This is a genomic window from bacterium, from assembly GCA_016873475.1.
Taxonomy (GTDB): domain Bacteria; phylum Krumholzibacteriota; class Krumholzibacteriia; order JACNKJ01; family JACNKJ01; genus VGXI01.
In genome coordinates this window covers 1-12,692 of the sequence record VGXI01000082.1, presented here as the reverse complement: position 1 = coordinate 12,692, position 12,692 = coordinate 1, and the positions used below count along the sequence as shown (strand labels likewise).

The 12,692-nt window shown below is 73.9% G+C and carries 15 protein-coding genes; all 15 read right to left on the bottom strand.

All coding sequences use genetic code 11. The features are described from left to right. Positions 1-230: UDP-N-acetyl glucosamine 2-epimerase (locus tag FJ251_08350; protein MBM4117741.1), on the bottom strand; the 230-nt coding region annotated here is incomplete at its 3' end. Next, positions 227-1,540: a UDP-glucose/GDP-mannose dehydrogenase family protein gene (locus tag FJ251_08345; GenBank protein ID MBM4117740.1), complete on the bottom strand. Its 1,314-nt coding sequence runs from the start codon at positions 1,538-1,540 to the stop codon at positions 227-229. The genes FJ251_08350 and FJ251_08345, both read right to left, overlap by 4 nt. A gap of 11 nt (positions 1,541-1,551) precedes the next feature. After that, positions 1,552-2,523, bottom strand: a complete 972-nt coding sequence (locus FJ251_08340) for an NAD-dependent epimerase/dehydratase family protein (protein ID MBM4117739.1) — start codon at positions 2,521-2,523, stop codon at positions 1,552-1,554. An 8-nt stretch (positions 2,524-2,531) separates the two neighbouring features. Next, the gene (locus FJ251_08335; GenBank protein ID MBM4117738.1) at positions 2,532-3,509 is read right to left on the bottom strand and encodes a GDP-mannose 4,6-dehydratase; all 978 of its coding nucleotides are present in this window, start codon (positions 3,507-3,509) and stop codon (positions 2,532-2,534) included. Between the two features lie 278 nt (positions 3,510-3,787). Beyond that, positions 3,788-4,993 carry a hypothetical protein gene (locus FJ251_08330; GenBank protein MBM4117737.1) on the bottom strand — a complete coding sequence of 402 codons (1,206 nt, stop codon included), beginning with the start codon at positions 4,991-4,993 and terminating at the stop codon, positions 3,788-3,790. Positions 4,994-5,010: 17 nt separating this feature from the next. Further along, positions 5,011-5,436 (bottom strand): hypothetical protein, encoded by a 426-nt coding sequence (locus FJ251_08325; GenBank protein ID MBM4117736.1) that lies wholly within the window; start codon positions 5,434-5,436, stop codon positions 5,011-5,013. A 64-nt stretch (positions 5,437-5,500) separates the two neighbouring features. Then, entirely contained in the window at positions 5,501-6,088 is a 588-nt protein-coding gene (locus FJ251_08320; GenBank protein MBM4117735.1) for an orotate phosphoribosyltransferase, read from the bottom strand. A 43-nt stretch (positions 6,089-6,131) separates the two neighbouring features. Then, positions 6,132-6,905: a serine/threonine-protein phosphatase gene (locus FJ251_08315; protein MBM4117734.1), complete on the bottom strand. Its 774-nt coding sequence runs from the start codon at positions 6,903-6,905 to the stop codon at positions 6,132-6,134. After that, positions 6,902-7,651: an orotidine-5'-phosphate decarboxylase gene (gene pyrF / locus FJ251_08310; protein MBM4117733.1), complete on the bottom strand. Its 750-nt coding sequence runs from the start codon at positions 7,649-7,651 to the stop codon at positions 6,902-6,904. The genes FJ251_08315 and pyrF overlap by 4 nt, the downstream gene beginning before the upstream one ends. After that, a complete protein-coding gene (locus FJ251_08305) occupies positions 7,648-8,589 on the bottom strand; it encodes a dihydroorotate dehydrogenase (protein ID MBM4117732.1) in 942 nt (313 codons plus the stop codon). The genes pyrF and FJ251_08305 overlap by 4 nt, the downstream gene beginning before the upstream one ends. Next, positions 8,582-9,490: an NAD-dependent dihydroorotate dehydrogenase B electron transfer subunit gene (locus FJ251_08300; GenBank protein MBM4117731.1), complete on the bottom strand. Its 909-nt coding sequence runs from the start codon at positions 9,488-9,490 to the stop codon at positions 8,582-8,584. The genes FJ251_08305 and FJ251_08300 overlap by 8 nt, the downstream gene beginning before the upstream one ends. Then, a complete protein-coding gene (locus tag FJ251_08295) occupies positions 9,480-9,770 on the bottom strand; it encodes a hypothetical protein (GenBank protein MBM4117730.1) in 291 nt (96 codons plus the stop codon). Before FJ251_08295 ends, FJ251_08300 begins: the two co-directional genes overlap by 11 nt. Next, positions 9,767-11,083, bottom strand: a complete 1,317-nt coding sequence (locus FJ251_08290; GenBank protein MBM4117729.1) for a tetratricopeptide repeat protein — start codon at positions 11,081-11,083, stop codon at positions 9,767-9,769. Before FJ251_08290 ends, FJ251_08295 begins: the two co-directional genes overlap by 4 nt. Next, positions 11,076-12,437: a dihydroorotase gene (locus FJ251_08285; protein MBM4117728.1), complete on the bottom strand. Its 1,362-nt coding sequence runs from the start codon at positions 12,435-12,437 to the stop codon at positions 11,076-11,078. The genes FJ251_08290 and FJ251_08285 overlap by 8 nt, the downstream gene beginning before the upstream one ends. Positions 12,438-12,460: 23 nt before the next feature. After that, positions 12,461-12,692 (bottom strand): hypothetical protein (locus FJ251_08280; protein MBM4117727.1); only part of this gene is annotated, 232 nt, incomplete at its 5' end.

Here is a 12,692-nt window from a genome sequence, read left to right as displayed (position 1 = left end):
GGGGTCATGATCACGGCGGTCTGCGCGGCGTGCGAACCGCTGCCCACGCCGAGGTAGACGTCCGGGCGCGGCAGCTCGAGGTCCTCGAAGAAGACCTTCGACATGTTGTCGTCGTAGTGCTGGCCGGTGTGGCACAATTCGAGGGAAAGTCCGCCCGCCGCGGCGGCCCGCACGATGGGCGCCATCTTCATGAAGTTGGGCCGCGCGCCGACGACGCCGAGGACCTTCATGCGCCCGCCTTCCCGCCGCGGCCGAAGCTGGCGTAGGCGAGGCCGGCCTCGGCCATCAGCGCGGGCGTGAAGATGTTCCGGCAATCGACCACGAGCTTCTGCGTCAGCAGGCCCGCTACGCGATCGAGGTCGAGCACGCGGAACTCGTTCCACTCGGTCACGATGACGAGCGCGTCGGCGCCCTCCAGGCATTCGTAGGTGCCGGCGGCTAGCTCGAGATCGGGCAGCGCGCGCTTGGCGTTCTCGCCGGCCACGGGGTCGAAGGCGCGCACACGAGCGCCCTTCGCGCGCAGCAGGGCGATGATCTTGAGCGCGGCGGCCTCGCGCACGTCGTCCGTGTTCGGCTTGAAGCTGAGGCCGAGGATGGCCACCTGCATGCCCGCGAGCTTGTCCTCGCCACCGGCCAGCGCCGCCAGCTTCGCCACGGCCCGCCGGGGCTGCCGCTCGTTGGCCTCGATGCTCGCCGCGACCAGACCCATCGGCGCGCCGTGCTGCTTGCCCATCGTGAGCAGGGCCTTCGTGTCCTTCGGGAAGCAGGAGCCGCCGAAGCCCGCGCCCGCGTGGAGGAACTTCGCGCCGATGCGCTGGTCCAGGCCCATGCCGCGCGCCACCACCTGCACGTCGGCGCCCACTTCCTCGCAGAGCTCGGCCACCTCGTTGATGAAGGAGATCTTCGCGGCAAGGAAGGCGTTGGCCGCGTACTTGATCATCTCCGCGCTCCTGATGTCGGTCGAGAGCACGGGGGTCTCATTGAGATAGAGCGGCCGGTAGACCTCGCGCATCAGGCGCAGCGCGCGCTCGCTGTCGGCGCCGATGACGACGCGATTCGGGCGCAGGAAGTCGCCGATCGCCGAGCCCTCGCGGAGGAACTCGGGGTTGGCGACCATGTCGAAATCGGCGCCCGGCGGCGCGGCGGCGGCGATGCGCCGGCGGATCTCGCGGTTCGTCCCCACGGGCACGGTGCTCTTCTGCACGATGACGCGGTAGCCGTCCAGGCGCTGGCCGATGGAATCGGCCACGGAGAAGACGAAGCTCAGGTCCGCGCTGCCGTCGGGATTCTCCGGCGTGCCCACGGCGATGACGATCACCTGGCACTCGGCGACGGCGGCGTCCAGCTCGGTGGTGAAGCGCAGGCGGCCGGCGTCGCGATTGCGCTGCACCAGCTCGGCCAGTCCCGGCTCGTAGAAGGGGATCTCGCCGCGGCTCAGCGTGTCGAGCTTCGCCTTGTCGATGTCGTAGCAGACGACCGTGTTGCCGAAGTCCGCCATGCAGGCCCCGGACACGAGCCCCACGTAGCCGGTGCCGATCATCAGGATGTGCGTCACGCCCTCTCCTCCGCCGTGCGGCGGCGCCAGTCCGCGAGCACGCGCTCGAGCAAGGTTGGGAAATCGTAGCGCGGCGACCAGCCGGTCGCCGCCTTCAGCTTGTCGGGACGGCCGTGCAGCACCGGCTGGTCCACCGGGCGGAGGAGGGCCGGGTCCGTCTCCACCGCGATGCGCCCGCCGCCGGGCACTCGCGCCAGGGCAATGAGCCCCTCCAAACCTTCGCGAATGCTGCGCGCCCGGCCCGAACAGACGTTGTAGACCTCCCCCGGCGGTACGGCCAGCGCGGGATCGAGGAGCAAGAGATAGGCCGCCACCACGTCCTCGACGTCCAGGAAATCGCGGCGGGCCTCCAGGTTGCCCACCCGAAGTTGCGGCTGCTGGCGCCCGGTTTCGATGCGGGCCACCTGGCGCGCGAAGGCCGGCAGCGCGAAGTCGGGCCGCTGGCCGGGGCCCACGTGCGGGAAGCTGCGGGCGATCACGGCCCGGGCGCCCCAGGCGCGCGCGGCCTGACCGACAAGCACCTCCATGGCCGCCTTGCTGGCGCCGTAGGGGTTCACCGGGGCGACGGGGGCCTCCTCGCCCACGGGCTCCGGCCCCGGACTCCCGTAGACCTCCCCCGAGGAGGCCACGAGCAGCCGGGCAGTCGGGGCTCCCCGGCGCAGGGCTTCGAGCAGATGCAAGGTGCCCAGCACGTTCACGCGCGCGCTCGGCGCCGGATCGGCGAGGGCGTGGCCCTGCGCGCTCTGTCCCGCCAGGTGCAGCACACGGTCCGGCCGGAAGTCGGCCACCCGGGCGGCGAGGGCGGGGGCGTCGAGGATGTCCAGGCGCTCCCAGCTCGCCCCCGGGGGCGGGCTCGCGCCGTTCTCGGGGTCCAGGCCGAGGCCGAGCACCGTGTCGCCCGCGGCGATGAGCCGCGGCAGGAGGTGCCGCCCCACGAAGCCGCTGGCGCCGGTGACGAGGGTCCGCATCGGCCCGCTCACACGCGCTGGGCGGTCGGGGCGAGGCGCCCGCGCCAGTAATCGAGCAGGTCGCGCAGGGTGGTCTCGAAGGGGATGGCGGGCGCCCAGCCGGTAGCGGCCTTGAGGCGCGAGGCGTCGCCCTCCAGGCGGGGCACGTCGCTCGGGCGCAGACGCGCCGGGTCCTGGACGATCCTCACCTTCACGCCGGCCAGGGCGACCAGCTTGTCGAGCACCTCGCTGATCGCCCAGCTCACGCCCGTGGCCACGTTGTAGACCTCGCCCGGCTCGCCTTGGCTGAGCGCGAGCCAGTAGGCGCGCACCGTGTCGCGCACGTCGGTGAAGTCGCGGCGGGCCTCGAGATTGCCCACCTGGATCTCCGGCGCGCGCAGGCCGAGCTCGATCTCCACCACCTGCCGCGCGAAGTCGCTGCAGACGAAGACCGAGGGCCGGCGCGGGCCGGTGTGGTTGAAGCCGCGCGTGCGGATGATCGGGAGCCGATAGCTCATGAAGTACTGATAGGCGAGGGCGTCCTGGGCCACCTTGCTCACGGCGTAGGGCGAGAGTGGGCGCAGGGGCTGGTCCTCGGTGATCGGCAGCTCGTGCGGGTGGACGAGGCCGTACTCCTCGCTCGAGCCCGCGACCTGGATGCGGCAGGCAAGGCCGGACTTGCGCACGGCCTCGAAGATGTTGAGCTGGCCGAGCAGGTTAGTGCTGAGCGTCTCCTGCGGCGCGCGCCAGCTCGAGGGCACGAAGCTCTGCGCCGCGAGGTGGAAGATGCAGTCGGGCCGGAAGGCCTCCACCGCCTCGCGGGTGGCCGTGGCGTCGCGCACGTCGCACTCGACGAGGGCGACGCGGCCCGCGAGGTGCTCGACGTTCTCCGTGCGGCTGCGCCAGCGGTAGAGGCCGGCGATCTCGGCCGTCGGCTCGTTGGCGAGCAGGTAGTCGGCGAGGTGGCTGCCGGCGAAGCCGGTGATGCCGGTGATCAGGACTTTCATGGGAACCTCGGGGTGTCGCGTCGGGCGCGGGGCCGGCTCATCCTAGGCATCGCGGGCGGCGGCGTCAATGGAGGGGGACGTGCTCATAGCGCCCTCGGCTTGTCCCAGACCAGCGTGCAGCGCCAGAGCCAGTGGCCCTCGACCCGCGCGCCGGGCAGGCGCGCGGCCGCAAGGGTCGCTGCCCGCGCCAAGGCGGGCGATCGCGGCGAAGTCCTCACGGATGCGCGCTTCATTCATGCGGGTTCTCTGTCCGAGTGTACACGTGTACAAAACCGCGTCTAGCGGAAGGCTTCGCCGGGCACGCGGTAGCAGACCACGCCCGGCGGGAGGTCGTCGTCCTCCTCGTCGCTGGGCGACTCCGCGGCACCATCCGCGTTCCTTGCGCCAGCCGGGCGGTCGCGGAGCACAGCGGCGCGCCCGCTCAGGACGAAAAGCCTGTCACCCTGGAGGAAGAAGCGGTCCTCCGGGAGACGCCCGGCTCCCCGCAGCTGGATGCGCTCCTCGAGGCGACCGTCTGGGCCGAAGACATCGAAGATACCCAGGCTCTCCGCGCCGCCCGCGTCGCGGCCCTGGCTGCTCATCACCCAGAGCCGGCCGTCCTGGGCGGCGCTCAGCCACTGGATGTCGGGGTCGTAGTCCATCAGCTCGGGCTGGAGCGCCTGGGGACCGCTGCCGAAGGCGCTGCGCCGCGTGGCGAGTTCCTCGTCACTGCGCATCCGGTGCGCGTAGCCGCAGTCGACAACTCGGCGCAGCGCGCCCTCCGGCCCCCAGACCTCGATGTCATCGCCGAAATCCTTGACCAGGTAGACGACGCCGTTCGGCGCCAGCGACCAGCGGAAGGGCATGTTGCCCAGCTCGCGAAAGCGTCTCTCGCCATAGACGAAGCGGCGCGGCGTGCTCGCTGCGATTCGGCTCGACTCCCTGCCGCCGGCGTCGATCCGGCGGATCATGCTGCTGGATTCGTTGTAGCGCTCGGTCCGAATCAGGTCGATCGTCTCCACGACGCGCTGCTCTCCGACGCCAGCCACGACGAAGACCGTGCGCTCCCCCCTGTCCAGTGAGTCCGCAAGCGCCAGCTCCCCGAGATACTCGCCGTCGGGACTGAAGCGACTGCAACGCGGCGGGCTGAATTGGGTGACGCAGAGGCTGCCGTCGGGCATGGCGGCCACTCGTTGCGGGCGGAACAGGTCCCCCGGTCCCTCGCCCTCGCGGCCGATCGTCCGCAGGTACTCGCCGTCGGGCGAGAAGACCCGCAGCTCCGAGAGCCGGGTGTCGAGCAAGTAGACGCGACCCTCACGATCGACGGCGAGATCGAGGATGATGCCGAAGACCTCCCCCTCGGCCTCGCTCTCGCCGCCGATCGTCCAGAGGCGCTCCAGTGCGATCGTTCGCGGAGCCGGCGCGGCGTCGGGCTTCGCAGCCTGCGCCGGCCAGCCGAGGACGAGTGCGGCCGCGGCGAGTTGCCACGTGGCAAGGCTACCCATTGCTACTCCCTTCATCGCTAGTGCAGCACCCGCACCCAGCGCTCGACAGGCGGCGCCTCCGGCTGCTGCACGATGACCTGGATCGAGTCGCCCGCCCAGGGCGGCGGCTCCGCGATCTCGAGATCGAGCCAGGGACAGGAAGGCGGCATCACGGTGCCGCACTCGCCGAGCCAGCGGCTCGCCTGCGCCCAGACGCGCAACTCGAGTCGGTCTGCTTCGCGGTGGATCTCGACACGATCCAGGCGCAGGTGATAAGCACCCGCAACGCTGCCGACGATCAGGATGTCCAGGGTATCGCCGGCGCCGATGGTCTCCGGCAGCCAGAGCGAATCGCAGCGCACTGGGCAGACGCCCATGTCTTCGCTGTTCTTGCAGTCCCCGCAGCCGGCGCCGCCGATCAGGGTCGCCAGGGAGAGGAAGCCCAGCATCCACTGCGCTCGCACGCGCAACCTCCCGTCCCGCAATGCAGGCCAGAATGCCGGCCGCAGCGAGTGGGTTCCCGCGCCGCTAGCCCTGCCCCTGCCCCAGGTGCCGGCTGCCGGGCTTGACCGCAATCGACCCCGCCGCGCAGAGCGGGCAGGCGGCGGGCTCCCAGTTCTTCACCTCGAGCCTGAGCAGCGCGTGGAAGGGCACGCCGAAGTCCGGTGGCGCGGCGCCGCTGCGATCGACAATCGCGCCCGCGGCCACCAGCACCCCGCCGGCTGCGCGCAGCGCCGCGGCAGCCTCCAGCAGACTGCCGCCGGAGGTCACCACGTCCTCCACCACCGCGCAGCGCGCGCCACGCGCTACGGCGAAGCCGCGGCGGAAGACCATCGCCCCCGCCTCGCGCTCTGTGAAGAGGAAGGGCAGGCGCCGCGCGCGAGCCACCTCGTGGCCGATGATCAATCCGCCCAGCGCGGGACTCACGATCAAATCGAGCTCGGCAGGCAGGAGGGCCGCGAGCGCCGCGCCCACCTCGGCCGCCACGGGCGTCGCCGCGAGCAGCCGCGCGCACTGCACGTAGCGGTCGCTGTGGCGCCCGCTGCTGAGCTGGAAATGGCCTTCGAGCACGGCCTCGGTCGCGCGCAGGCGCTCCATCACTTGCTCGGGCGTCATGGCCTCCCCTTGCCGGCGGCGCCGCGCGGACGGCGCCCGGCGCTCAGTTGCGAGTCGGCACGATGGCGGCGATCGCCACCGTCACATTGTCGGGCGCCCCGCGGCGGCGCACGAGATCGATGAGCAGCCCACAGGCGGCCGCGGGCTGGGCGACGCGGAGGAACTCGTCGATCTCCTCGTCGCTCACGCAGCGGCCCAGACCATCCGTGCACAGGAGCAGCGCGTCGCCCGGGGCGAGCGGCTCGCTGGTCACGAGGTCCACGGCCAGGGTCTCGCTCATGCCGAGGCAGCGGGTGATCACCTGCCGCAGCCCCGCGCCCTCCGGGGCCGGCGCCAGGCCCCTCACGCGGAAGTCCTCGGCCACCGTGTGGTCGCAGGTCAGGCGCCGCAGCACGCCGCGGCGGCGCAGGTAGGCGCGGCTGTCACCGACGTGCGCGATCGTGAAACGCCGTCCGGCCAGCAGCGCGGCCGTGCAGGTCGTCGCCATCGTCTTGAGCCGCGGCTCGGCGGCGGCCGCGGCGAGCACGGCCACGTTCGCGCCGCGCAGCGCGGCCTCCAGGATGGGACCGGGCTGTCCGTTCTCGCCACCGGCCTGGAAGGCCATCTGGATCGCCGCGACGGCGATGCGGCTCGCGACGTCCCCCGCCGCGCTGCCGCCGACACCGTCCGCCACGACGAGCAGGTGACGCGTCTTGCCCGCGCCGCCGGCGAAGAGACCGAAGCTGTCCTCGTTGCGCTTGCGCACGAGGCCCTGGTCGCTCCGCCCGGCCCAGACGAGCTGCGCGCGCGGAATCGCCGTGGCCAGCGCCTCGCTCATGCCGGGCGCCGCTCGGGCGCCGGCGCGGCCGCCATCGCGGCGAGCAGCGCGCGGCAGGCGCCGGCCGGATCGACGGCGCGGGTCACCGGCCGCCCGACGACGAGGTGACTGGCCCCCGCGGCGAGCGCCTCGGCCGGCCCGAGCACGCGCTTTTGATCGCCCGCCTCGCTGCCGGCGGGCCGGATGCCCGGCGTCACGATGAGGAAGCCCTCCCCGCAGGCCGCGCGGATCGCCGCCGCCTCCTGCGCCGAGGCGACGACGCCGTCCAGACCCCAATCGCGGGCCAGGCGCGCGAGGCGCAGGGCTTCGGCGCTCGCGTCGCGCGCAGCGTCCGCGCCCCAGGCCGTGGCGAGGTCGGCGCCGTCGAGGCTGGTCAGTACGGTGACGCCGATCAAGCGCGGCGGCCGGATGCCCGCAGCGGCCGCGGCCTCGTCGCGCGCGCGCACAGCCTCGCGCACCATCGCCTCGCCGCCCGCCACGTGCAGGTTCAGCATCGCGACGCCCAGCCGCGCGGCGGCGGCCGTCGCGCGACCCACGGTGGCCGGGATGTCATGGAACTTGAGGTCGAGGAAGAGCGGCGCCGCGTTGGCGAGGCGCCGCGCGAGCCCCGGACCCTCGGCGCTGAAGAGCTCCAGGCCCAGCTTGAGCCCGACCCCGAGCGGCGCGAGCTGGTCGGCGAGCGCCTTCGCCGCCGCGGCATCGGGCACGTCGAGGGCGACGAAGAGGCGGTGGGAGAGCGGCGTCATCGCGAGGCCTCCAGCCACTGGGCGCGCAGGGGTTTCAGGTCCGCGCAGCCGCGCGCGCGCAGCGCGTCCGCGAGTTCGGCGAGCACCCGCGCCGGCAGGCCGGGATCGATGTAGAGCGCGGTGCCGAGCTGCACGGCGCTGGCCCCGGCGGCCAGGAATTTCAGGACCATCTCCGTGCTCGCCGCGCCGCCGATGGCGACGACCGGGATGCGCACGCTCTGCGCCACGCGGTAGACGGCCGCGAGCGCGACCGGGAAGATCGCGGGGCCCGAAAGGCCGGCCGTCACGCGCGCGAAGGGGCTCCTGCCCGTGGCGAGATCGATGTCCATGCCGACGAGCGTGTTGATCGCGCTCACGGCATCGGCGCCGGCCGCCTCGGCCGCCCGCGCGACGAGGCCGATGTCGGCGACATTCGGGCTGAGCTTCGCCCAGACGGGCGCGCGCGGAAAGACGTCCTTCACGGCGCGGGTCACGCGCTCGACCGCCAGCGGATCGGTGGCGAAATTCGCCCCGTGCGGCGCCAGGTTCGGGCAGCTGAGGTTCAGCTCGAGCGCGGCGATCGCCTGCGGCGCCGCCGCGAGCCGCCCGGCCAGCGCGGCGAACTCCTCCGCGGAGCCGGCCGCGATCGAGACCACCGGCGCCACGCCCCGCGCCGCGAGCGCGGGCAGCTTGTCGGCGAGGAAGGCGGCGAGGCCCACGTTCTCCAGGCCGATCGAGTTGAGCATGCCCGCCGGCGTCTCGGCGATGCGGGGCATCGGGTTGCCGGCGCGGGCGAGCGGCGTGATCGTCTTCGTGACGACGGCGCCGAAGGTCTCCGGCGGCAGCAGCGGATCGCACTCGAGCCCGTAGCCGAAGCAGCCGGAGGCCGCGAGCAGGGGATTGGCGAGGCGGAGCTCGCCCACCTGCGCAGCGAGCGAGACGGCGCGCGGCTCACTCATGGCCCGGCTCCAGCGCGATCGCTGCCGCCGACGCTGCCAGCGACGCGGCGTCGAAGACGGGCCCTTCGCGGCAGATCGCCGCGTAGCGCCAGCCGCCGGCGCCGTCGACCACGGGCACCACGCAGCCCCGGCAGACGCCGACGCCGCAGGCCATGCGCTCCTCGAGCGATAGCTCGAGGGCGTCGCCGGCGCGTGCAGCCGCGCGCAGCGCCGCGAGCATCGGCGCCGGTCCGCAGGCCTTGATCGCGAGCGGCCCGTCGCCGAGCGTCTCGACGAGCCGCGCGACCGGATTGCCGCGCACGCCGGCCGAGCCGTCGAGCGTGCACAGCTCCGCCGCCGGACGCGTCGCGGGCTCCGTGCCCGCCGCGTCTGCGACGTCCAACGCCGCGAGCAGAGCCCGCGGGATCTCCGCCTCGCGGTTGAAACCGAAGAGCGCGCGGCAGGGCCGACCCGCGGCGCTCAGGCGGCGCGCGAGGAAGTGCAGGGGTGGGATGCCCACGCCCCCGCCCACGAGCACGATCTCGCCGGCGGCCTCCGCGTCGCGCTCGAGCCCGCCGAAGGCACGGCCGAGGGGACCGAGCAGCCCGACCCGGTCGCCCGCGCGCAGGGCTGCGAGCTGCGCGGTGCCGCGGCCGACGACCTTGAAGAGGAAGCGCTGCCAGCCGGCGCCGGCATCGAGCAGGCTCAGCGGTCGCGGCAGCAGCGGATCCCAGGCGCCCGGCGCGGCCGGCGCCAGCAGGGAGAACTGGCCGGGCGTGCCGGCCGGCAGGCCCTCGGCCTCCACGCGCAGGTCCCAGTAGAGCGCGCCGTCCGGCGCGCAGCGCGTCACGCGCGCGCGTCGCCAGACGGCAGCAAGCGGCGTCGGGCTCGGCGTCCGCGCGCCGCGCGGGTCAGGGCTCATCGCTGCCCTCGGGCGCGGAGGCCGGCGGCGTGAGCGCCGAATCGGAGAGGGCCGCCGCGGGCGGCAGCGAGTCGACGATCGCCGCGGCGGACGCGGCGGGGCTGCCGGCTGAGGCGGCAAGGCTGTCGGCTGAGGCGGCGAGGGAGTCCGGAGCGGCCGGCACGGGCACCGGCGCGGGCAGGACGGGCGCAGTGGCCGGCCCCTCGCCGAGCGCGGCGGACCAGCCCGCGACGAAACGCGCCGCCTCGCTCTCCGGATAGCGATCGCCGAGGAGACTCACCGCCCAGCGCGCGGTCGCCGTGTCGGCGAGGCTGTAGCGCGCGAGATAGGCGATCGCGTAGGCGGCCTGCGGGGCGAACTCGCTCCCGGGGTAAGCGTCGATGACCCGCGCGTACTCGCCGAGCGCGCTCTCGGGGTTCTCCAGGCGCAGGAACTGGTTCTCGGCGAGACGGAACTGCAGCCCCGCCCGCTCGGCCCCGCCGAATCCGGCGCCATCGCGCCGAAGCGCGCCTGCACGTCGATGACTTCCTGGGCCGCGCGCCGCTTGCCTGCCGCGAGGTCGCCGAAAACGGAACGCGGCCCCGCCTTCGCCGCCGCATCGTAGGCCTTGATCGCCTCCGCGAGATCGTTCTCGCGGTTCTGACGCAGGAGGCCGATGCGGTACCAGGCCTCGGCGGCCGTGGTGCTCGAGGGGAACTCGCCGGCGATGTTCTCGAAGAGCGTGATCGCCTCGGCCAGCTCTCCGCGCGCCTCGGCGAGGCGCCCCTTCAGCAACAGCACCTGACCGCGGGACTGGAAGCTCTCGGCCACGAGCTCGATCTCCTCGATCACCGCCGCGCACTCGTCGAGGCGGCGCTGCGCGAGCAGGATCTCCACGGCCGCGAGCTGGCCTTCGAAGACTCGGCGCCGATCGCGGCCGACGCGGGCCAGTTCCGCCAAGCTCGCGACGGCGAGGGAGTCCTGCTTCAGCTCGCGCTGCGCGAGGGCGATCTTCAGGCGGGCGGCATCGTGGAACTCGCTCTCGGCCATGCTGGCGAGCAGGCGGCGGTAGGCGGTCTCGGCCGCCGACCAGTTGCCGAGGCGGTACTCGGCCTCGCCGCGGCGGAAGAGACCCTCCGCGAGATACGTGGAACTTGGGAACTCCTCCTGCAAGCGCTCGAGGGCGACGATCGCCTTCGCCTCGTCGCCCTCCTCGAGCAGGCTGACGCCCCGCATGTAGAGCACGCTCTCCCGCCAGCGGTGCTCGGGGAAGCGCTCGTCGAGCTCGTCGAGGCGCCTCAGACAGCTGCCGTACTCGCCCTTGCCGAAGTAGGCGCGGCTGATCAGGTAGAGCGTGTCGTCCACCCACTTGCTGTCCGGGTAGAGCTCCATGAGCTTCTTGCACTTCTCGACGCAGCTGTCGTAGGCCTTGCGGGCACCGGGCGTGATGCGGCCGTCGGGGCCGAGGGGCGTCGTCTCCGCCTCGCGGAAGAAGCGCCGGGCGTTCGTGTAGGTGTTGAAGTAGGCGCAGCCGCCCAGGCCGGCGATGGTCAGCAGGAGCAGCAGCGCGGCGAGGCCGCGCGCGCGCGCCGTCGTTGCCCGCGGCCTAGGCATGGGCCCGCGCCCGCTGCCAGGGCCGCGGCTGGAAGCGCTCGCCGCTCGCGCCCCGCTGGTAGACCGGCGCGCCGGCCAGCACGGTCGCCCGGACCCGCCCGCGCAGCGCCATCCCCTCGAAGGGCGTGTTGCGCGAGCGCGAGGCCATCTCGGCGCCGCGCACGACCCATTCCTCCTCCGGATCGAAGAGCACGAGGTCCGCCGGCGCGCCGGCCACGAGGCGGCCGCCCGGCAGGCGCAGGATGGCCGCGGGCCGCGCGGTGACCAGCGCGAGCGCGCGCGGCAGCGCGAGCAGGCCCGGCTGGACGAGCCGCGTCAGCACGGCCGCGAGCAGGGTCTCCAGCCCCGTGACGCCGAAGGGCGCCTGCGCCAGCTCGCGCTCCTTCTCGATCTCGGTGTGCGGCGCGTGATCGGTGGCGACGCAGTCCAGCGTGCCGTCGAGGAGCCCGGCCACCAGCGCCTCCTGATCGGACTGCTCGCGCAGGGGCGGGTTCATCTTCTTGTGCGAGTCGTAGCCGGCCAGCGCGCCGTCGTCCAGGAGCAGGTAGTGCGGCGCGGTCTCGGCCGTCACCTGGAGGCCCGTCGCCTTCGCGCGGCGCAGGATCTCCACGCTGCCCCGGCTCGAGACGTGCGCGATGTGCAGGCGCGCGCCGGTCAGCGCGGCGAGGCGCACGTCGCGATCGGTGGCGATGTCCTCGGCCTCGCGCGGGATGCCGCGCAGGCCGAGCCGCTGCGAGACGACGCCCTCGTGCATGACGCCGTCCCGGCTCAGCGCCAGCTCCTCGGCGTGGCTGATCAGCAGCGCGTCCCAGGTGCGGGACAGCTCCAGCGCGTGGCGCAGGAGGCGCGCGTCGGTGACGGGCCGGCCGTCGTCGGAGAGGGCGACGGCGCCGGCGGCGAGCATTTCGCCGAGGTCGGCGAGCTGCTCGCTCGCCGCGTTCTGAGTAATCGCGCCCACCGGGTGCACGGCGCAGAGGCCGGCCGCGGCGGCGCGCTCGCGGATCAGCTCGACGATGGCGCCCGAGTCGCAGATCGGCTGCGTGTTGGGCATGCAGGCCATGGCGGTCACGCCGCCGCGCGCCGCGGCGGCCGCGCCGGTGGCCACGGTCTCCTTGTCCTCGTCGCCCGGCTCGCGCAGGTGCACGTGCATGTCGATCAGCCCCGGCGCCAGGCAGAGGCCCTGCCCGTCGAGGACGGCCTGCGCGCCGGCGGGCGCCGCGGCCGCCAGCTCCGCGATGCGGCCCCCGCTCACGCGCAGCGCGCCCGGGGCGACGCTGCCGGCTTCGGGGTCGACGAGGCGGACCTGCGCGATGGGGTAGTCGCCCGCGGTGGGGCAGCGCTCGATCCAGTCCATGCTCGCTCCTTTGCGGCGGCGGCTCAGGCGTCGGCCTGGGCGATGAGGGTGTCGCTCGCGCGGCCAGCGGCGGGCGCCGGCCGCGGCGAGGCCTGGCCCGCCGGGGCGCCCGTCTCGGCGCGGCGGCGGGACTCGCTGAGCAGGTAGAGCACGGCCATGCGCACGGCGACGCCGTTCGTCACCTGCTCGAGGATGACCGCGCGCGGCCCGTTCGCCACGGCCTGCGCGATCTCGACGCCGCGGTTCATCGGGCCG